The organism is Hymenobacter caeli, from assembly GCF_013294115.1.
GTDB classification, from domain to species: Bacteria; Bacteroidota; Bacteroidia; order Cytophagales; family Hymenobacteraceae; genus Hymenobacter; species Hymenobacter caeli.
This window is the reverse complement of record NZ_JABSNP010000022.1, coordinates 1-20,388: the sequence shown is the minus strand read 5'-3', so window position 1 is coordinate 20,388 and position 20,388 is coordinate 1. Positions and strand designations below refer to the sequence as shown.

At 62.0% G+C, this 20,388-nt stretch carries 19 protein-coding genes and 1 other RNA gene; 2 read left to right on the top strand and 18 right to left on the bottom strand.

Features of this window, described 5'->3' with window-relative positions:
* Window positions 1-457: 457 nt before the first annotated feature.
* A complete protein-coding gene (locus tag HNP98_RS18405) occupies window positions 458-994 on the bottom strand; it encodes a C40 family peptidase (RefSeq protein ID WP_173811648.1) in 537 nt (178 codons plus the stop codon).
* 125 nt (window positions 995-1,119) lie between these two features.
* Between HNP98_RS18405 and HNP98_RS18400 the strand changes: the two genes are divergently transcribed.
* Window positions 1,120-2,928, top strand: a complete 1,809-nt coding sequence (locus HNP98_RS18400; protein WP_246275213.1) for a M61 family metallopeptidase — start codon at window positions 1,120-1,122, stop codon at window positions 2,926-2,928.
* Window positions 2,929-3,070: 142 nt separating this feature from the next.
* On the opposite strand, the gene HNP98_RS18395 is transcribed toward HNP98_RS18400, so the two are convergent.
* The 8 genes from HNP98_RS18395 to HNP98_RS18365 all read right to left on the bottom strand — a co-directional run bounded on the left by HNP98_RS18395 (window position 3,071) and on the right by HNP98_RS18365 (window position 10,251).
* Window positions 3,071-3,571 (bottom strand): hypothetical protein, encoded by a 501-nt coding sequence (locus tag HNP98_RS18395; RefSeq protein WP_173811647.1) that lies wholly within the window; start codon window positions 3,569-3,571, stop codon window positions 3,071-3,073.
* A 65-nt stretch (window positions 3,572-3,636) separates the two neighbouring features.
* Window positions 3,637-5,580, bottom strand: coding sequence for a KUP/HAK/KT family potassium transporter (locus HNP98_RS18390; protein ID WP_173811646.1), 1,944 nt, complete (start codon window positions 5,578-5,580; stop codon window positions 3,637-3,639).
* Window positions 5,581-5,657: 77 nt separating this feature from the next.
* A complete protein-coding gene (locus HNP98_RS18385; protein ID WP_173811645.1) occupies window positions 5,658-6,143 on the bottom strand; it encodes a hypothetical protein in 486 nt (161 codons plus the stop codon).
* 105 nt (window positions 6,144-6,248) lie between these two features.
* Window positions 6,249-6,893: an FKBP-type peptidyl-prolyl cis-trans isomerase gene (locus HNP98_RS18380; protein ID WP_173811644.1), complete on the bottom strand. Its 645-nt coding sequence runs from the start codon at window positions 6,891-6,893 to the stop codon at window positions 6,249-6,251.
* A gap of 121 nt (window positions 6,894-7,014) precedes the next feature.
* On the bottom strand, window positions 7,015-7,149 hold the full coding sequence (locus HNP98_RS22270; RefSeq protein ID WP_262889141.1) for a hypothetical protein: 135 nt from the start codon (window positions 7,147-7,149) through the stop codon (window positions 7,015-7,017).
* 204 nt (window positions 7,150-7,353) lie between these two features.
* Window positions 7,354-8,109 carry a GDSL-type esterase/lipase family protein gene (locus HNP98_RS18375; protein WP_173811643.1) on the bottom strand — a complete coding sequence of 252 codons (756 nt, stop codon included), beginning with the start codon at window positions 8,107-8,109 and terminating at the stop codon, window positions 7,354-7,356.
* Between the two features lie 92 nt (window positions 8,110-8,201).
* On the bottom strand, window positions 8,202-9,311 hold the full coding sequence (locus HNP98_RS18370) for an OmpA family protein (protein ID WP_173811642.1): 1,110 nt from the start codon (window positions 9,309-9,311) through the stop codon (window positions 8,202-8,204).
* A gap of 70 nt (window positions 9,312-9,381) precedes the next feature.
* A complete protein-coding gene (locus HNP98_RS18365; RefSeq protein WP_173811641.1) occupies window positions 9,382-10,251 on the bottom strand; it encodes an aldo/keto reductase in 870 nt (289 codons plus the stop codon).
* Between the two features lie 242 nt (window positions 10,252-10,493).
* On the opposite strand from HNP98_RS18365, the gene HNP98_RS18360 reads away from it, so the two are divergent.
* Window positions 10,494-11,330, top strand: a complete 837-nt coding sequence (locus HNP98_RS18360; RefSeq protein ID WP_173811640.1) for a DoxX family protein — start codon at window positions 10,494-10,496, stop codon at window positions 11,328-11,330.
* Between the two features lie 288 nt (window positions 11,331-11,618).
* Here HNP98_RS18360 and HNP98_RS18355 read toward each other — a convergent pair whose 3' ends face one another.
* The 9 genes from HNP98_RS18355 to HNP98_RS18315 all read right to left on the bottom strand — a co-directional run bounded on the left by HNP98_RS18355 (window position 11,619) and on the right by HNP98_RS18315 (window position 20,224).
* Complete coding sequence (locus HNP98_RS18355; RefSeq protein ID WP_173811639.1) at window positions 11,619-12,155, bottom strand: hypothetical protein; 537 nt, start codon at window positions 12,153-12,155, stop codon at window positions 11,619-11,621.
* Between the two features lie 17 nt (window positions 12,156-12,172).
* Window positions 12,173-12,421, bottom strand: a complete 249-nt coding sequence (locus tag HNP98_RS18350) for a methylmalonyl-CoA mutase (RefSeq protein WP_173811638.1) — start codon at window positions 12,419-12,421, stop codon at window positions 12,173-12,175.
* Window positions 12,418-13,251: an Rpn family recombination-promoting nuclease/putative transposase gene (locus tag HNP98_RS18345; protein ID WP_173811637.1), complete on the bottom strand. Its 834-nt coding sequence runs from the start codon at window positions 13,249-13,251 to the stop codon at window positions 12,418-12,420. Before HNP98_RS18345 ends, HNP98_RS18350 begins: the two co-directional genes overlap by 4 nt.
* 56 nt (window positions 13,252-13,307) lie before the next feature.
* The gene (locus tag HNP98_RS18340; protein ID WP_173811636.1) at window positions 13,308-16,754 is read right to left on the bottom strand and encodes a methylmalonyl-CoA mutase family protein; all 3,447 of its coding nucleotides are present in this window, start codon (window positions 16,752-16,754) and stop codon (window positions 13,308-13,310) included.
* A gap of 71 nt (window positions 16,755-16,825) precedes the next feature.
* Complete coding sequence (locus tag HNP98_RS18335) at window positions 16,826-17,209, bottom strand: hypothetical protein (RefSeq protein WP_173811635.1); 384 nt, start codon at window positions 17,207-17,209, stop codon at window positions 16,826-16,828.
* Between the two features lie 19 nt (window positions 17,210-17,228).
* The gene (locus tag HNP98_RS18330; protein ID WP_246275212.1) at window positions 17,229-17,831 is read right to left on the bottom strand and encodes a Uma2 family endonuclease; all 603 of its coding nucleotides are present in this window, start codon (window positions 17,829-17,831) and stop codon (window positions 17,229-17,231) included.
* 86 nt (window positions 17,832-17,917) lie between these two features.
* Window positions 17,918-19,081 (bottom strand): sigma-54-dependent transcriptional regulator, encoded by a 1,164-nt coding sequence (locus HNP98_RS18325; RefSeq protein ID WP_173811634.1) that lies wholly within the window; start codon window positions 19,079-19,081, stop codon window positions 17,918-17,920.
* Window positions 19,082-19,221: 140 nt separating this feature from the next.
* Window positions 19,222-19,686, bottom strand: an RNA gene (gene rnpB, locus HNP98_RS18320) — RNase P RNA component class A.
* A gap of 37 nt (window positions 19,687-19,723) precedes the next feature.
* Entirely contained in the window at window positions 19,724-20,224 is a 501-nt protein-coding gene (locus HNP98_RS18315) for a hypothetical protein (RefSeq protein ID WP_173811633.1), read from the bottom strand.
* Window positions 20,225-20,388 lie beyond the last annotated feature (164 nt).

Below are 20,388 nucleotides of genomic sequence, written 5' to 3'. Positions count from 1 at the left end.
GCCTGAAAATCAGCCTCCCACCGGCCAAAACAAGCTTTCTTTCCTAAAAGCGCCCCGAAAATTTTGAACCTTACGCCCGGCTTCTAACTTTGGGGCCCAGTAGCGAGTGCTACGCCCCCGCCCAAGTAGCCCTAATGTGCTGGGCCGCGCGGCCGGGGTTATGTGGAACGTAAAGAAAGGAGGTACAAAATGTCTAGTAGTCCCAACCAAATCCTGCCAAGCCTGTCCAATGTCGTACGCATCACCGCCGTGCGCGCCTAGATAACAGCTTCGCGGGGCCGCTTTAGTCTCTATCGCGGCCTACGTTGGCCCAGGTCTTACTGTTAGAGACACGCCGGAGCTGTACCCCAGCTGCGCTGTTTGGTAAGATTTGAAGGATTAGATGCCCGGCTTGCCACTCGTTGGCGAGCCGGGCATCGCTTTTTTAGGGGTACCAGCCGCGGGCCGGCCAGAACGGTTAGTTGAGCACCCGCCGCACCTGCAAAAACCGGGTTTCGTAGCCGCTGCCCTCGATGGCACTGGTTTTCACGCCCGACGCGCGCCGGGCCGAGGAGGCGTGCACGAAGCGCACCGGCACCGCCCCCGCCGCCGACACCACGATGCCCGCGTGGCCGGCCGTGGCGCTGCCGGGGGCCGTACCGGCAAACACCACCAAATCGCCGGGCCGGGCCTCGGCCCGCGGCACCGGCCGGCCCGCGCCGATGAGCAGGGCCGTGGAGTGCGGCACGGCCACGCCGAAGTGCCCGTACACGTACTGCACAAAGCCCGAGCAGTCGAAGCCCGTGGCGGGGCTGGTGCCGGCAAACGCGTAGGGGGCCCCCAGCTGCCGCAGCGCGAAGGCCACCACGCTGTCGGCGCGGCCCCGGGGCCCGGCGGGGGGGCCGGCGGGCCCGGTCGTAGCGGCGGGGCGGGCCGGCGCGGCCGGCCGGTGCCGGGGCAACAGCCCCGCAATGGCCAGGGCCAGGCCAATGAAAATCAACCAGATGATGCGCATAGGGGCGGGGGCAAAGCCTGGCCCGCTAAACGCAGCCGGGGGCCGCTAGGTTGGAGGCCGGCGGCGGCCCGTACTTTGCGGCCCGTACTTTGCGGCCCGTCTCAATGCTAAAATTCCTTCTTCGTATGCCCATTTCTTTCCGCTTGCTGGGCGGCCTGGCCGCCGCGCTGCTGGCCGCGCCCGCCGGAGCCCAAACCCGGGCCGCCGCTGCGCCCGCGCTGCGCTACACCCTGGCCATGCCCGCGCCCCAAACCCACTACTTCGAGGTGGGCGTGGCGCTAAGCGGCTTTGCCCAGGACTACACCGACGTGAAGCTGCCGGTCTGGGCCCCGGGCTCGTACCTGGTGCGCGAATACGCCAAAAACGTGGAGGGTTTCCGGGCCACCGGGGCCGGCGGCCAGGCGCTGGCGGTGGAGAAAATCGACAAGAATACCTGGCGGGTGCGCCACCCCAAGCAGGCCGATTTCCAGGTGGCTTACCGCGTGTACGCCTTCGAGATCAGCGTGCGCACGAGCTTTGTCGACGCCGACCACGGCTACCTCAACGGCAGCAGCGTGTTCGTGTACCCGGCCCTGAACAAGGGCCTGGCCAGCACCCTGGTGGTGCAGCCGGCCCCCGGCTGGGCCCAGGTGAGCACGGCGCTGCGGGCGGCCCCGGGCGGCGCGAAGTTCACGTACAAAGCCGCCAGCTACGACGAGCTGGCCGACTCGCCCATCGAAATCGGCAACCAGAAAGTGCTGCAATTCACGGCCAACGGCACGGTGCACCAAATGGCCATGTACGGCACCTACCAGGCCGACGAGCCCCGCCTGCTGGCCGACATGCAGAAGATTTGCGAAACGGCGCAGGGCGTGGTGGGCCAGAACCCCCTGGACCACTACCTGTTCATCGTGCACAACCTGGAGCGCGGCGGCGGGGGCCTGGAGCACCTCTACTCCACCACCCTGGAAGTGGGCCGTACCACCTACGGCACCGAGGCCGGCTACAAGAGCTTCCTGCGGCTGGCGGCCCACGAGTACTTCCACCTCTGGAACGTGAAGCGCATCCGCCCGGTGGCCCTGGGGCCCTTCGACTACGACCACGAGAACTACACCCACATGCTGTGGGTGAGCGAAGGCATGACCGAGTACATGGCCAACCTGATGAACGAGCGGGCCGGCTACTACGACCAGCCGGGCTACCTCGAGCACCTGGCCAGCACCATCGGCACGGTCGAAAACACGCCCGGCAACAAAGTGCAGTCGGCTGCCGAGGCCAGCTTCGACGCCTGGATTAAGTACTACCGGCCCAACGAAAACTCGTCCAACACGGGCATCAGCTACTACGACAAGGGCGAAACCATCGGCGCGGTGCTCGATTTGATGATCATCAACGCCACCCAGGGCCAGAAGCACCTCGACGACGTGTTCCGCCTGCTCTACGCCACGTACTACCAGAAGCTGGGCCGCGGCTTCACCGACCAGGAGTACCAGGACGCGGTGGCCGCGGTGGCCGGCCGGCGCTTCGACGATTTCTTCCGGCAGAGCGTGTACGGCACCAAAACCATCGACTACGCCACGGCCTTCGCCTACGCGGGCCTGGCCTGCACCAGCGCCCCTAGTAACCCCAACGGCACGCTGGGGGCCACGCTCTCCACGCGCACCGGCAAGCTGCTGGTGGCGGGCACCGAGCGCAACGGCGCGGCCTGGACCGACGGCCTGAACGTGAACGACGAGGTGCTGCTCATCAACGGGGCGGCCCCCGGCGAAGAATCGGCCAAGGCCCTGCTGGGCGGGGCCGTGGGCACGCCCCTCAAGCTCCAGGTGCGCCGCGACGGCCTCCTGCGCGACCTCACCCTGACCTACCGCGCCGACCCCGACCTGCGCTACCAAATCCAGCCCCTGCCCAACCCCACCGCCGCCCAGCAAAAGGTGCTGGCCAAGTGGCTGAAGTAATCGATTGCAAATAACCAGTATTAGTAAATTGGCCACAATTTAGCCTTGAGGCCGTCGTGCCAAACGGAGATGTAAGGAAAGTATTTAAAGGTAAAAAGGCCCCGCACAGCTTGTGCAGGGCCTTTCTGTGACAAAAATAAACTCATTTTATGGCTACGGTGCCGTGCAAATCTTTTACTTGCGTGTAGACAGTCGTGCCCAGCAGCTGCCAGTGCAGCAGCTCCGTGGTGCCGTAAGTGAACCGGTCCTTTTCGATGTGGTAGCTGCCAAGGCCAACGGGCTCCCAGCGGTGGCCGCCCGGAAAGGTGCCGGAAACCGACCGGGCCACCTGCAAGCCGGTTGGGTTGATGAGCGCTCCTTTGGTCACCAGCAGCACGACGCTACCCATCGGCTCCTCGGCTATCGTCACGAGATGGGGGCCTCTGTCTACGCCGCTGGCGTCGCCGGTGGCCGCCACCGATGTCGCTTGTCCGGCCGCGGGGGCCGGGCTCCGGCCGTGGCAGGTGCTGAGCAAGATGATGAAAAGCGCGCCTGCTTTCAGAATCCCCCATTCGCTAACGACGAGGCTCAAGGCTTTAAAAACGGCCCGGGCCACCAGGTACAGCGCTACCCAGTTCAGCAATTCCCAACCTGCGTACAGCATAGGATACAAAAAAGCGGGGCCGCCACGTAGCGGCCCCGCCAATGTAAACGGCACGGGATGAAGATTTAGCGAATTCTGGTGAGGGCCACTTCCCGGGGCGGGGCAATGACGAGCGGCACTTTTTCTACTTTCACCGAGGACGTGTCGAGGCCGAAGTACTGGTCTTCGGAGGCAATGAACTGCTTGATGTAGAAGTAGGCCTGCATGACGAGCTTTTCCAGGGCGGGGAAGTCGTTTTCCACGCTCAGGAATTTTTCCAGCACCACGAAGCGGAAGTCGCCGGTGATGTGGCGCTGGCTCAGGGACTCGTAGCGCGAGGTGATGTCCACTTCCTTGTTGCGCACGAGGTCTTCCACCACTTTGCGGAAGTAGAGGTTGATGCGCTGCTGCACCCGGAAGCCCAGCCGGAAGTTGATGCGGAACACGTCGTCGGGGGCCACCTCGGTCACCTTGTACTCCATCGTGTAGGGCTCGTCGGTGGTTTCGACGTGCACGAACCAGTAGATGTCGGCCCGCTTGGGGCGTTTCTGAAAGATGGAGTAGATGATTTTCTGCTCAATTTCGGAATTGCGCTCGGCCCCGGTCAGGAACACCAAGTGGGTGGAGTATTTGGGGATGCTTTCGTCGTCGCTCAGGCGCTTGAGGCCCTCCACGTAGGGCTCCAGGCGCACGAAGTCGGTGAGGCGGCGCTTGATGTAGTAGGCCTTGAGCCACACGTACATCACGCTCATCAGCGTGGCCCCGATGGCCAGCGACACCCAGCCGCCGTGCGGAAACTTGACCAGGTTGGCCACCAGGAACGCGCCTTCGATGAGGCCGTACACCAGCGCAAACAAGACAATGAGCGGCAGGGCCACCTTCTTCAACCTAAGCCACGTGCTCAGTAAAATCGTGGTCATGAGCATGGTGAGGGTGATGGCCAGGCCGTAGGCGGCCTCCATGTTGGCGCTTTCGCGGAAAAACAGCACCACCCCGATGCAGCCCAGCAGCAGCAGCCGGTTCATGCTGGGCACGAAAAGCTGGCCCTTCACGTCGGTGGGGTAGTTGAGCTTCACCTTGGGCCACATGTTGAGGCGGATGGCCTCGGCCACGAGCGTGAACGAGCCCGTGATGAGGGCCTGCGAGGCGATGATGGCCGCGATGGTGGCCACCCCGATGCCGATGAGCAGGAACCACGCCGGCATCAGCTCGTAAAACGGGTTGCGGCCGGCCAGCTGCTGGCCCTGGTGCGCCAGCAGCCACGCGCCCTGGCCCAGGTAGTTGAGCAGCAGCGTGGTTTTCACAAAGGTCCAGCTGATGCGAATGTTGCCCTTGCCGCAGTGGCCCAGGTCGGAGTACAGGGCCTCGGCCCCGGTGGTGCACAGGAACACGGCCCCCAGCAGCCAGAAGCCGCCGGGGTAGTGGGCCAGCAAATCGTAGGCGTAGTACGGGTTGAAGGCCCGCAGGATGGCCGGGTGTTGCAGCACCCAGCCGCCGCCCAGCACGCCCAGCATCGTGAACCACAGCAGCATGATGGGCCCGAAGGCCTTGCCCACAATCTGGGTGCCGAAGCTCTGGAGCAGAAACAGCCCCGCGATGATGCCGATGACGATGTACACTACCAGGTTTTGGGTGAGGCCGGGGTACACCTGCTTCAGCCCCTCGATGGCCGAGGCCACCGAGATGGGCGGCGTAATCACGCCGTCGGCCAGCAGGGCCGAGCCCCCCACGATGGCCACCGCCGAGAGCCAGGCCCCGCGCCGCCGCACCAGGGCGTAGAGCGAAAAAATGCCGCCCTCGCCCTTGTTGTCCGCGTTCAGGGTGATGAGCACGTACTTAATAGTGGTCTGGAGCGTGAGCGTCCAAATCACGCACGAGATGCCGCCCAGCACCAGCCGTGGGTCGATGAGGGCCGGTACAATGGCCTTCATCACGTACAGCGGCGAGGTGCCGATGTCGCCGTAAATGATGCCCAGTGCGATGAGCAGCCCCGCCCCGGAAACGGCCGTGTGCGAATGTTTGGAATCCATAAAACAAAGTGAAGCTTGGGTGTGCGCGGGGCGCGGACGCTAAGATAAACCCGGCCCAGTACCGCCGGGTTATTGCCTCAACCGGGCCCGGGGCCCGAAGAACCGGCTCCGTCCGGTCCCGCCGCGGCTTGGGCAGCGGCGGCCCGGGCGGTATCGGCGGCGGCCAGCAGGGCGGCGGCTTCGGCGGCGGCGCTGTCGTGGGCCCGGCCGATGCGGCGGTTCAGCTCGGCGGCGAAGCGCTGCCAGGGCGCGGTGTCGCCGGGCAGGGCGAAGTGGGCCGCCTCGCGGCCCAGGCGCAGCAGGCGCAGGCGGTTGGTGCCGCGCTGCCCGTGGGCCAGCAGCAGGGCCGTGAGGGCCATGCCGAGCATGGCGGGCCCCGTGCGCAGCCAGTTTTGCAAAAAGGCAATCATGACGGCGGCCAGGCCCAAGCCGCCCAGCAGGTACCACAGCAACCAGCGCACCCGCGCCAGCTCGGCCCGCTCCAGCTCGCGCAGGGCAAACGACTGGCCGCCCACGGTGAGGGCCGTGGCCGTGAGCAGTACTTGGCCGCTAGGGCCGCGCAAGGGAAGCGCAGCGGGCTCGTCGGCAGGCGGGGGCGGGGCCGCAAAAGCCGCCGCGGAGGGCTCCGCGGCGGCTTCGGGGGGCGGGGCGTCGTCGATGGCGGCCCCTCAGTTGTTCACTTTCAGCAGCTCCACGTCGAACACCAGGGCCGAGTCGGGGGCGATGTCGCGGCCCGCGCCGCGCTTGCCGTAGGCCAGGTCGGCGGGGATGTACAAGCGCCACTTCGAGCCCTCGGGCATCAGTTGCAGGGCTTCGGTCCAGCCGGCAATTACGCCGTTCACGGGGAAGGTGGCGGGCTGGCCGCGCTGGTAGCTGCTGTCGAACACGGTGCCGCTGGGCAGCGTGCCGTGGTAGTGGGTCGTCACCGACGACTTCAGGGTGGGCTTTTTGCCGGTGCCTTCGGTGAGTACTTCGTACTGCAAGCCGCTGGGCAGCGTGGTGATGCCGGGCTTCTGGGCGTTGGCGGCGAGGAAGGCTTCGCCTTCGGCTTTGTTGTTGGTCATGGCGGTGGGGTCAGGGTTGTCGTCGTCGTCGTCGTTGTCATCGGGGGCCCCGCCGAGCTGCTCCTGCAGCTGCTGCATGGCCGCCTGCATTTGCTCGGGGGTGAGGCGGCTGGGCAGGCCCTGGAGGCCTTCGCGCAGGGCGGCGGCCAGGATGTCCACGTCCAGCTCCAGGCCTTGCTGGGAAAAATTGCGGGCCAGGTCGCGGCCGATGATGTAGCTCACCTGCTGCTGGTTGGTGTCAAGCGTCATGTAAAAAAAGTGTTGGGAGATGAAAAAAACCGGCCGCAAAGGTCGCGCACGGCGCACAAAAAAGCCCTGCCGCCGGGCAGGGCTACTCCCATTACGGGCCGCCGCACAAAAAAGCTGCCGGCTAGCAGTAATCGGCCGCCTCTTCGCCGTGCAGGCTAAAGTGCAGGTTGAGTGAGTGCAGGCGGGCAACCAACAGGCCCAGCGAGCCAAAGCCGCCGAGCAGCAGGAGCGATGAGAAAGCAGTAGTCTTCTTCATGACATGACAAGATAAGTGGGTAGCGTAGTGGTACAAAGGTACGACCGGCTGCATAATTTGTTATGCATGCAGCGTAAAGTAAACGATTGCGTAGCCAAAAATAGTTGCCGCACGCTGCCACACAGTCGCCTAAATCCCCTGGACGCAGCTTGGGGTGGCGCGGGCCGTACGGCGCCGGGCAGAGGCCTGCGCCGTACGGCCCGCCTATTGCTTGTGTTTCAGGGCCTCGGCCACGGCTTGTTGCAGCAGCGGCTCCATTACGCGGTAGCCGGCCAGGGTGGGGTGCACGCCGTCGCTGGCCAGGCCGGCCTTCATGCCCAAATGGTCGTCGACCAGCGCCGCGTGGTAATCAAGGTACACGAAGCGGTGCTGGCGGGCGTAAGCCTTGATCTGGTCGTTGAGGGCCACCACCTTGGGCCCCGGGCCCAACCCGGGACGCCAGGGAAACTCGGCGGCGGGCATCACCGAGCACAGAATTACCCGCACGCCGTGCGCGTGGGCCAGCTCGGCCATCGCCATGAGGTTGTTCAGCGTAGCCTGGGGCTGGTAGGGCCCCGTGTTTTCGGCGATGTCGTTGATGCCGGCCATGATGGCCACCGCGGCGGGGTGCAGGTCCAACACGTCCTGCCAGAAGCGCAGCAGCATTTGCGGCGACGTTTGCCCGCCGATGCCGCGGCCGACCAGCTCGTAGCGCGGGTCCGCGAAAAACGGCGGGTCGGCCCGGGGCCAGCCGTCGGTGATGGAGTTGCCCATCAGCACCACGCGCGGCTTACCGGCCGCCGGGGCCGGCAGCTGCTGGTTGGCGGGTGCGTAACGGGCGAGGTTGGCCCAGTCGGTGCGCAGCGGGTCGGGGGCCGGGGCGGCCGGGGCGGGGACGGGGGCCGGGCCGGGGACCTGTTGGGCCACGAGCCGCGAAGCCAGCAGGCAAAAAGCTAGCACGGAAAGCAGGGTTTTAAGCATTGCGGGGAGTTGGCGAGAAGGGCCCCTGGGCAAAGGGCTCCGGGCAAAAGTAAAGGAAATGCCCAACTGCTTTAAAGATTGTGGCCAAACCGTCAATTTACTTCTTCCGCCTCCACGCGCCGGTTGCGGGCGTCGGGCGACGGGTACAGCGGCCGCGCATCGCCGTAGCCGACGGCGTCGACGCGTTCGGGCGCGACGCCCGCTTTCACCAGGTAGGCCTTGACCGCGGCGGCCCGCTGCTCGGACAGCAACTGGTTTTTGTCGGGCTCGCCCACGCGGTCGGTGTGGCCCAGAACCCGCAGGCGCACGGCCGGCCGGCTGTTCAGTTCGGCCGCCAGCTGGTCCAGGGCGGGGCGTGCGTTGGGCAGCAGCTTGGCTTTGCCCACCTGAAAGAGCACGGTGGGCAGCAGCACCGGCGCGGGCCCCGCCAGCGGCGGGGCGGCGGTGGGCGGCGGGGCGGGGCGTGCAGTATCCGCCCGCGCCGCCGCGGGCGGCCCCGAAGCCGGCGGGGCCGCAACGGGCGGCGCGGGCGGCGGGGGCCCCGCCTTGGCCTTGGTCCCGGCCACCCGAATGGTAATGGGCACCACCGCGCTTTGGTCGGTGGGGTAGTAGTCTTGTTTTAAATAAAAGGTGGTGGTTTTGCCGAGCTTGGTGCGGTAGGTGTTGCCGGTGGCCAGGGGCTGCTTTAGGTCGGCGTCGGCAAACCACTGCACGTCGCGGCCCGACACGCGCACGGTGCTGAGGGCCCCGGCCGGCACCGTGGCGGCCGATTTTAGTTTGATGCGGTACAGCGCGAACGTGCCCACGTCGCAGTCGCCCACCGGGCGGTAGGTGGCGTGGCCGGTCAGTTTTTCCAGGTTCGCGTCGTAAATGAACGTAATGGAGCCATCGCACCAGTAGCTGGAGCGCGCGTGCCCGGTTTCGTTGAGCTTGCGGACGTGTTCGAGTCGCATCCCGCCGCCGGCGCGCACGCCCTGCATCTGGAACGTGACCGACACGCCCGGGCTGCCGCCCAACTCCTGGTAGAGCACCCCAAACAAGCCGTTGCCCCGGCTTTTCTGCACCCGCAGCACCGCCGGCCAGTAGCCGTCCGGTACGCCAGTGTCGGTTTCCACGCCCTGCCACACCCCGGCCAGGGACTGGGCTTGCAGGGGCCCGGCCAGCAGCCAGGCCCCCAATCCGTACCAAAAACTACGTCTCATGCCGTGAAAATACGGCGGGCCCCGGGCGCTGCCCACGCCGCCGGCCCCGGGCATCCGCGCCCGCCGCGGGCTAGCCCAGCCGCGCCATGTCGTCTGCGCTTAGCTGAATTTCGGCGGCCTGTAGGTTTTCGCGCAGGTGCGCCAGCGACGACGTGCCGGGAATGGGCAGCAGCAGCGGCGATTTGTGCAGCAGCCAGGCGATGTTCAGCTGGGCTTCCGACACGCTGCGCTCGCGGGCCAGGGCGGCCAGCTTGTCGCCGGCCTTGGGCAGGCCGTGGATGAGCGAGAAAAACGGCACCAGCGGAATGCCGTGCTGCTCACACAGAGCCAGTACCTCTTCGCCGCCGCGGGTTTCACCGTGCGCCTCGCGCAGGGTGGTGCGCTGGGCGTAGCCGTACATGTTCTCCACGGTGGCAATTTCGCCCATCTTCAGGCCGGCGGCCAGCTCCTCGGGGCCCACGTTGCTCAGGCCCACGTGTTGGATTTTGCCTTCCTTTTGCATCTCGAACATGGCCCCCAGCTGCTCGTCAAGCGGTACCGCGCCGTGGCCCATCAGGCGCAGGTGCACCAGCTGCACCTGCTCTTGCTTGAGGGTGCGCAGGTTGTTCTCGATGCTGGTGCGCAGGTTGGCGGGCGTGTTGAAGGGCACCCAGCTGGCATCAGGCCGGCGGGTGGCCCCGACTTTCGTGCAGATGACCAAATCGGCCGGGTAGGGGTGCAGGGCCTCCACAATCAGGCGGTTGGTCACGTCGTCGCCGTAATAGTCGGCCGTGTCCAGAAAGTTGACGCCGCCGGCCACGGCGGCTTTCAGAATGGCGAGGGCTTCGGGCCGGTTGGCGGGCTCGCCCCATATCTTGGGGCCCGTGAGGCGCATGGTGCCGTAGCCCAGGCGGCTGACGGTGAGGGGATGGGCCGAGTTGGGGGCAATGGTAATGGTCATGGCGCTAGTGATGGAGTGTGCCGTGCAAGACGGTTTACCCATCCGAATGTTCGAGCACCCAGGCAAAAAGGCGTGCCCCCTCCCACGGCAGAAGGCTCAAATCAATCGATGAGGCCCAAAATCGCGGCATTACGGGGCCCACATCATGATGTGGGACGCGGGGCTTCGCGGCAGCGGCGTGCTTTGCACCCGTTCGCCCCGGCCGCCGGGGGGCACTGGTTTCACTCCCTCTTTTACGTTAGATGCGCCAACTACTCCGCCCCCTCGCCCTGCCCCATTGGGGGCAGGATGCCCTGCTCGCCCTGCCCCGCGTGGTGTGCGGCTACCTGCTCACGTCGGACTTCGGGGCCGCCAAATTCGGCTTGCCCTGGTCGCCGCCCGACAACAACCTGGGCTTGTTCGAGGTGGCCTTCTGGTTCCCGCACGACGTGGCGGCCTACGGGGGCATCTTCGCCCAGTTTCCCGTCTTTTTTGCCTGGGTGGGCGGCTTCAGCGAAGCCGTGGGCGGGCTGCTGCTGGTGCTGGGCCTGCTCACGCGGCCGGCGGCGTTTCTGGTTTGCTGCACCATGCTGGTGGCCGTGTTCATGCAGCAGTTTCACCAGGGCCTGTGGAACATGCTGCCCGCCATGGGCTTCCTGTGGGCCGCCCTGCCGGCACTGGTGCTCGGCTCCGGGCGCTTCGGGCTCGACTACCTGCTGATGAAGTCGCCCGCCCCGCGCGTCCGGCCCCGCCTGGTAGCATTCGCCCTGGCGGCCCCCGCGCTGCCTAGCTGCGTGCAAAAAGCCACCGACAAAACCGTGGTGTACCTGCTCGACGTGCGCGGCCTGCCCAACGTGCGGCAAGTGGGCCTGCGCGGCCGCGACAAACCCCTGAGCTGGGACCACGACCTTGCCCTGATTCCCACCAGCAAAGACAGCATTTACCGAGCCGTCGTCACCACGCACACCGGCTACAAAGTCACCGAAATAAAATTCACCGTGAACGGCGATTACGAGTTAAAAGAAAAAGACAATCGCCGCATCGTTTTCGGCCCCGGTGACACCACCGTGTACCGCGCCCGGTTCAACGCGGCGAAATAGCAACTGCACTGGCGCGAGTTTAACGCAGCTTAAACCATGCAAGTGCTGGTTATTAGCTTGATAGAAATATATTGAGACGATTGGTTCGATAGTTCACACCCTATTATTTGCTCCCGCCCGCCCCGCCCCCAGCGCCCCCGCCGCCGCTTGAGTGGCTGGGGAGGCGGGGGAAGCTGTTGATGAATCGCCGTGCTGCGTCCGATTGGCCCGCGTGGGTAGTGCCCCTTTACGCACAACACCCTGCTCTCCCAACCTCGGGAGGGCAGGGTGTAAGTTGCGTTTCCTGACTCAAGATTCTCTGCTCGCTCTTACAGCTGCTCTAAAAACAGAAGAATCGACAAAAGAACCTTTTATATGTGGTTCCAAAGTTTCGATTAGCGCTGCTTCATCATCATTCAAATCGAGAAACATAATCTCGCTTTCATGATTAATGTAAATTGCGATTAATCGTTCGCCACTGAAAAAATAAAGGCAATCGAATTCGTAATAATTGAGAAACTTCTTGCTTTCAAAATGATGAACTGCGAATTCATATTCTAAAAGTTTAGAGCGGCAATTATCATTGAGCTGGAATTTGCAAACTATATCCCCATCGGCTTCGGCCAAGTCCGTGATATCAAGCACCCAGTCAGCAAAATAGTTTAAGCCATCTGGATATAAATCCGCCTTTTTAAAAACGCTACTGAAAGCAAAACTGTCTGCAATCTTGAATACGTAATTGCTGAGCACTTTTCGCCATTCTTCATCGGATATAGAATCCCAAGATGGAAAACTGCCGGTTTGAAGATTTAGGTTGCTGTAGAATGATTTGTTGTACAGTGTCATTTTGATGCCTATCGTAATTACATATTCCTTCTATACTGCCCGCCGACTTTAAATAGTGCGTTGGTAATCTGCCCTAGCGAGCAGAATTTCACAGTTTCCATCAATTCATCAAATAAATTTCCGTTGGCCATGGCAATTTGCTGGAGCTGCTTGAGGCGTGCCGGGGCTTCGGCGACGTTGCGCTGGTGTAGCAGGGTGAGCATGTCAATTTGGTACTGCTTTTCCTCCTCCGTGGCGCGGATGACTTCGGCCGGTGCTAGCATCATTGGGTGTCTGGTGCTGTATGTAGCTCCCGCACGTAGTCGAGGTTTAACTCGTGGATTTCAGCTATTTCTTCCAGCGTCAGGCCTTTTTGCAGGCTGCGTTGGATGATGCCGCGCAGATGGGTGCGCTCCGCATTCACTGCCTCCGCGTTGATGGCGGTGTAGCGGGCAAACTGGAACCGTTCTTCCGGTGTCATCTTCCGGGTGTTTAATTCGTCGATGGCTCGTTGCAGCCATTCCTCGTTCCAGAACTTGGGCCACTGAATGGGGTCGGCGGGGGCGTTGTGCAGCGTTTTCATGGTGTAAATCAGCTTATCCAGGTCGGTGGTGATGGCGACGACGGGCTTGTCAAATTTAGCCAATTCCACCAATATCAACGCCATTTGCCCGTCTATTAATGCGCCCTGCTCGTCGCGCAGGTTGGCCAGGGTGTGGTAGTTGGCCGTGGGCAGAATGCCCTTCTCCAATATGGCAATGCAGTAGATGCGCGGCAAGTTGGCATAGTCAAACCGGCCCCGTTCCACCACTGTGTTGAATTTGTGCAGGGCGTAGAATTTCATGCGCTGCACAAAATGCGGGCTGTGCGCCAGCTGCATCTCCACGATAAAATGGTTGCCTTCCGCATCGGTGCAAGCCAAATCAAAAATGCCGCTGCGACTGTCCAGCGTCAGGGCTTCAAAGGCATTCTTGTCCAACTGCACCTCCCGAATCGGCACCGGCGATTTGATGAGCGCCTGCAAAGCCGTGCGTAAAAACAAGTCGTTGGTTTCATTCCCAAACGTGGCCTTGAAGCCATAATCGGAAGTGAGCGGAATGAACGGACCTTGTTCCATGCTAATCGTTGTAAAAAAATCCGTTCAATCCGTTAAAATCCGTTCCATCGGTGATCCTACATATTCCGCCGATACTGCCCACCGACTTCAAACAGCGCATTCGTAATCTGGCCCAGCGAGCAGTATTTCACCGTTTCCATCAGCTCGGCGAAGAGGTTGCCGTTGGCCACGGCGATTTGCCGGAGCTGCTGGAGGCGCGCCGGGGTTTCGGCGGCGTTGCGCTGGTGCAGCAGGGTGAGCATGTCGATTTGGTACTGCTTTTCCTCCTCCGTGGCGCGGATGACTTCGGCCGGCACCACCGTGGGCGAGCCCGTGGACGAGAGGAAGGTATTCACGCCGATGATGGGGTATTCGCCGGTGTGCTTCAGCATCTCGTAGTGCATGCTTTCCTCCTGAATTTTGCCGCGCTGGTACATGGTTTCCATGGCTCCGAGCACGCCGCCGCGCTCCGTGATGCGGTCAAATTCGAGCAGCACCGCCTCTTCTACCAGGTCGGTTAGCTCCTCGATGATGAAGGAGCCTTGCAGCGGGTTTTCGTTTTTGGCCAGGCCCAGCTCGCGGTTGATGATGAGCTGAATGGCCATGGCCCGGCGCACCGATTCCTCGGTGGGCGTGGTGATGGCCTCGTCGTAGGCGTTGGTGTGCAAGCTGTTGCAGTTGTCGTAGATGGCGTAGAGGGCCTGCAACGTGGTGCGGATGTCGTTGAAGTCGATTTCCTGGGCGTGCAGGCTGCGGCCCGACGTCTGGATGTGGTACTTCAGCATCTGGCTGCGGGCGTCGGCGCCGTACTTCAGCTTCATGGCCTTGGCCCAGATGCGGCGCGCTACCCGCCCAATCACGGCGTACTCGGGGTCGATGCCGTTGGAGAAGAAGAAGCTCAGGTTCGGTGCGAAGTCGTTCACGCTCATGCCCCGGCTCACGTAATATTCCACAAACGTGAAGCCGTTGCTGAGCGTGAGGGCCAGTTGGGTGATGGGGTTGGCCCCCGCCTCGGCAATGTGGTAGCCCGAAATCGACACGGAGTAGAAATTCCGCACCTTTTCGGTGATGAAATATTCCTGCACGTCGCCCATCAGGCGCAGCGCAAATTCGGTGCTGAAAATGCAGGTGTTCTGGGCCTGGTCTTCCTTGAGAATGTCGGCCTGCACAGTGCCGCGCACCTGCGTCAGCGTCCGGGCCTTGATGGCGGCGTACACGTCGGCGGGCAGCACGTCTTCGCCCGTCACGCCGAGCAGGAGCAGGCCGAGGCCGTCGTTGCCGGCCGGCAGCTCGCCCTGGTAGCGGGGGCGGGGCTGGTTTTTGGCCGCGTAAATCTGGTCGACCTTGGCATCAACTTCCTCCGTCAGCTCGTGCTCCCTAATATATAGCTCGCACTGCTGGTCGATGGCCGCATTCATGAAAAACGCCGCCAGCGTCGCCGCCGGGCCGTTTATCGTCATCGAAACCGACGTGCCAGGGTTAGCCAGGTTGAAGCCCGAATACAGTTTCTTGGCGTCGTCGAGGCAGGCGATGCTCACGCCCGCGTTGCCAATTTTGCCGTAGATGTCGGGCCGCACGTCCGGGTCTTCGCCGTAGAGCGTCACCGAGTCGAAGGCGGTGCTCAGGCGCTTGGCCGGCAGGCCCATGCTCACGTAGTGAAAACGTCTGTTTGTCCGCTCGGGGCCCCCTTCGCCGGCAAACATGCGGGTGGGGTCTTCGCCCTCGCGCTTGAACGGGAACACGCCCGCCGTGTAGGGGAATTCGCCGGGGAAGTTCTCCTGCATGGCCCAGCGCAGCCGGTCGCCCCAGCCCGTGTAGCGCGGCACCGACACCTTCGGTATCATGTTGCCCGACAGTGACTTGGTGTGCGTTTGCACCCGGATTTCCCTGCCCCGTACCGAGTACACATACTCCGGGTTGCGGTAGTTTTGCAAGGTGCCGGCCCAGTTTTCGAGGATGCTCTGACTATCGGCATCGAGGCGGCGGAGCTGGGTTTGCTTATTTTTGGCGAATTCCTCCACCATGCCCGCGCTGCTCTTTTTCTCGTCGCGGTAGTGCTGCTCCAGTTTGGCAAACGCGCCGGCCACTTCCGCGATGTTAGCCTGCTCGCGCACCCGCTGGTCGTAGGCGCGGTTGGTTTCGGCAATTTCCGAGAGGTAGCGCGTACGGTGCGGCGGGATGATGTAAATCTTCTCCGAGTCCGACGTGCTGGTTTCCAGGTGCGAGGCGAAGGTGGCGCCGGTTTTGGTTTCCAGCATCTTCAGCACCGCCCGGTAGAGCCGGTTCATGCCGGGGTCGTTGAACTGCGAGGCGATAGTGCCGAACACGGGCATCGTGTCGGTGGGCGAATCCCAGCGGTTGTGGTTGCGCTGGTACTGCTTGCGCACGTCGCGCAGGGCATCCAGGGCCCCGCGTTTGTCGAATTTGTTGAGGGCAATGACATCGGCAAAATCGAGCATATCGATTTTTTCCAGCTGCGTGGCCGCGCCGTACTCGGGCGTCATCACGTAGAGGCTGGCGTCGGAGTGCTCGATAATCTCGGTGTCGGATTGGCCGATACCGCTGGTTTCCAGAATGATAAGGTCGTAGTTGGCGGCCTTCACCACGTCCACGGCGTCCTGCACGTAGCGGCTCAGGGCCAGGTTGCTCTGGCGCGTGGCCAGGCTGCGCATGTACACCCGCGGCGAGTTGATGGCATTCATTCGAATCCGGTCGCCGAGCAGCGCACCGCCGGTTTTGCGCTTGCTGGGGTCCACCGAAATGATGGCGATGGTCTTGGTCGGGAAGTCCATCAGAAACCGCCGCACCAACTCATCCACCAGGCTCGATTTGCCCGCGCCGCCCGTGCCGGTGATGCCGAGGATGGGAGCTATGTTTTGAGCTGTTAGCTGAGAGCTGTTAGCTGTTAGCTTTTCGTCAGAACCGGAGCTATCAGCTAACGGCTCTGCGCCGATAGCTAGTTGACCGCGCACTTTTTCAAACTCTTCCGGGAAATTCTCCGCCGCCGAAATCAGGCGGCCGATGCTGCGGGCGTCCTTTTCCTTGACGTGGCTGGCCTCGCCGTTCAGGTTCTGGCCGGTGGGGAAGTCGGCCTGCTCCAGCAGGTTGTTAATCATGCCTTGCAGGCCCATGGCGCGGCCATCGTCGGGCGAGTAGATGCGGGTGATGCCGTAGTCCATGAGGTCGGCAATCTCGGTGGGTAAGATCACGCCGCCGCCGCCGCCGAAGAGCTTGATGTGGCCCGCGCCGCGCTCCTTCAGCAAATCGTGCATGTACTTGAAGTACTCGTTGTGCCCGCCCTGGTAGCTGGTGATGGCAATGGCCTGGGCATCTTCCTGGATGGCGCAATCCACGATTTCCTGCACCGAGCGGTTGTGGCCCAGGTGGATGACCTCCGCGCCGCTGCTCTGGATGATGCGGCGCATGATGTTGATGGCCGCGTCATGCCCGTCGAACAAAGCGGCGGCCGTGACGATGCGCAGGTGGTTTTTGGGCTTATAGGGCGCGGTGGGAGCGGGGTGCATGGGCAGGTTTTCGGGTGGGAAACGGTAGGTTAAAGGTACGAAAGAGCCCCGGCGCGGGGGCGGCGGGGCTTTTAGGCGGCGTTGTCGTAGAGGTGTTTTTGAAACTCTGGCCAGGTTTGGCCGACTACAATTGGTGTATCGTCGTCATGCCCAATAAATGGGGTTTTGACAAAATATCCGGTGGTCTTTTCAATAGCATATGCTTCATCGCAACCGTCCGAACCAATTAAGAAATAGCCGGTATAAATTTCGGCGTTATTGTATTCTAAATTAAATTTAATAAGTTCATTAACCGCGCAGAGATAATCACCACATTCGCTTAAATAACTGTATTGTTGGTCGTTGTAAATAATATTGTTGGAAGCGACAAAGCTCAAATAGTCAGCCGGTGGATTAAAGTCTAATGCGGCTAAAAGGGTTTGGTTACGTTCATTGTGTGGGTCGAAGTCAACCATGAATTGTGAGTTGAGAAACTTACCGCAGTTTCCGCAAATCCAGCACAAACCCCGCCAGCACGTCTTCGCCCGAAAGCTCTTGCTCAAACCCTAACACGGTTTCGTAGCCGGCCTGCCCAGCGCGGAAAATGTAAGCCGTTTCATCGTCGCAGGAAAGCAGCCAGCCCAGCGCAGTACCGTTCGCGCGGTATTCTTTCATCTTGGTCAGCAGCACTTTCAAAGAATCCGTTTTGGAGCGCAGCTCCACTACAAACGGCGGGCAGATATGCGCAAACTTCTCCTGCTGCTCCGGGTTCAGCGCGTTCCACTGCGCGGCCGGTACCCACGAAGCATCCGGGGAGCGCACGGCTCCGTTGGGCAGCGTAAAGCCCGCGTTGGAGTCGAAGATTTCGCCGGCTTCCGGGTGCTGGTTCCACCAGGCGTAGAGTTGACCGATGAGCCGGGCGTTGCGCTTGCCAGTGAGCGAAAACGTGGGCGCCATAATCAGGATTTCTTGCTGGGCGTTGCGCTCGACGCGCCACTTGCGGTGCTGCTGGCAGAAGTCGAAAAATTCGGCCTCGCTCATGCGGCTCATGTAAGGGTCGTCCAAAACCAACGGCTCGTCGGCGAAAAGCGGATTCATGGCGCGGGAAATAATTAGTAGACTAACAAGTTACGACGGAAGCGGCGGGCCCGGGCGGGCGGCCGCGCTTTGCCGTACAGGGGGCCTTATTTGCCCGCAAATGCCTTCGCATCGGCTTCGGTAATCGTGTCGTCGCTCATAATAACGAGCCGCTCCACCACGTTGCGCAGCTCGCGGATGTTGCCGCGCCAGTCCAGGGCTTGCAGATACTTGAGGGCCCCGGCGTCGATTTTCTTGGGCTTGTTGCCGTAGTCGGCGGCGATGTCGGCCAGGAACTTCTGGATGAGGTCGGGGATGTCCTCGCGGCGGTCGTTGAGGGCCGGCACCTGGATGAGGATGACCGAGAGGCGGTGGTAGAGGTCTTCGCGGAAGTTCTTGTCGGTAATTTCCTGGAGCAGGTCTTTGTTGGTGGCGGCCAGCACGCGCACGTTCACCGAAATCTCTTTTTCGCCGCCCACGCGGGTGATTTTGCTTTCCTGCAAGGCCCGCAGCACCTTGGCCTGGGCCGAGAGGCTCATGTCGCCGATTTCGTCCAGGAACAGCGTGCCGCCGTCGGCCTGCTCGAACTTGCCGATGCGCTGCTTCACGGCCGACGTGAACGAGCCTTTCTCGTGGCCAAACAGCTCGCTCTCAATCAGCTCCGACGGGATGGCGGCGCAGTTCACCTCCACCAGCGGGCCCTGGGCGCGGGGGCTGAGGTCGTGCAGCTGGCGGGCCACCATCTCCTTTCCCGCCCCGTTGGGGCCCGTGATGAGCACGCGGGCGTCGGTGGGCGCCACCTTCTCGATGGCCTTGCGCACGGCCCCCAGCGCCGCCGACGAGCCAATCATGGCCGAGCCTTTGGTGACGGAGAGCTTCTTTTTCAGGGTCTTGGTTTCCGTCACCAGCTTGGTGCGGTCCAGGGCGTTGCGCACCGTCACGAGCAGGCGGTTGAGGTCGGGCGGCTTGGGCAGGAAGTCGTAGGCCCCTTTCTTAGTTGCTTCCACGGCGGTTTCGATGTTGCCGTGGGCCGACACCATGATGAAGGCCGTGTCGGGGGCCAGCGTCTGGGCGCGGCTCAGCACCTCCAGGCCGTCCATTTTGGGCATCTTGATGTCGCACAGCACCAGGTCGTACTTGTGCTGGATGAGCAGGTCGAGGCCAGCGGGGCCGTCCTCGGCCTGGTCCACGGTGTAGCTTTCAAACTCCAGAATCTCCTTCAGCGTGTTGCGGATAGCTTTTTCGTCGTCGATGATGAGGATGCGGGGCATGGGCGGGAAATTGGCAGGAAAAGTAAGCGGAGGGCGAAGCGCTTAAAACGGCAGGGGCCGGGAGTTGCGTACGCCAAGACCTTAAAGTTCGCTTAAATAAAAAACGGCCGCCCCCGCTGAAGCAGGAGCGGCCGCCAAAACTAGGCAATGCGCCGGTAAGCCGGGTTCTGTCCGGGGCCCGGGGGCCCCGTCCCCACCATTTATCTAGGCCAGTCCTCGCGGAAAGGCTCCATCGACCTACCCGCGGACCCGGGCGGGCCGCCCGTTGCCCGCCGGCCGGAGCCAGCGCGCGTGTCCGCTTATTTGGTCTTTCAACCCCTGAGGTTTACCCAGCCGGCGTGGTTGCCCAGCCGCTGGTGCGCTCTTACCGCACCTTTTCACCCTTACCTTTTTTTAGCTGTTAGCTGCTGGCTATTAGCTGTTAGCCTTTTCGGTTGAACGAGGGCTAATAGCTAATAGCCAGCAGCTAAAAAAAGGCGGTTATTTTCTGTGGCACTGGCTGTCCCGGCCCGATTGGCCGGTCCTTCCCGTTAGGAAGCAGGGTGCCCTGCGTTGCCCGGACTTTCCTCGCCGGGTTGCCCCGCCGCGGTGGAGTGGCGCACTGCTTGCGGGCAAAGGTAGGGCGGTTAATTAAAGGGGCCTTTATCTTGTCTTGGAAACTACACCGCGCTGAACCCGCACCAGCGAGCCTTGGTAACCCATTTTATCGATTTCCCGCAGCGTATCACCACTCAGCTCATAATCAAATCGAAACCCAGATGTCCAAACTTGCACCTCGATATCAGGAATGTAAATGAGTTTTCCAGGAGGTTTTGGCCGGTAGCGAACCTTTATCGGCCCTTCCTTGAAATAGTAGCGCGGTGCTTCTGGATGCTGAATAAAAAATGCCTTGCCGCTCGTCTTTGCATTGTCAGAAAAGAAAGCGAAAGTGCCGGTTGAGTCAGCGTTGATACGCATTAACTGAAAACCGCCTTTGTATTCTCCGCTGGTATCCTGACGTACCCAAACACCCGTAAGTCTTTGAAGGTCAGTTGTAGCTGCTGGTTTACTGGTTCTAGAGGCAAACGGTGATTGGTTGGGCTGGCAACCAGTTATGCCTGTTGAGCCAACAAATAGAAAAAGCATCAGGGTGCCAAATTTCATACTGTGCCAGGGAGTGCGCGAATAATTGTCAATTGGCGGCGCAACCGATGATACAAAAAACAATAAAATAAGGTAGTGGCTTAAAGCAGGGTGATTTCCAAATTATGCTGGTCAATAGCAATTTTAATTCGGTTATAATGGCTCGCGCGGCACTTGCTGAACGA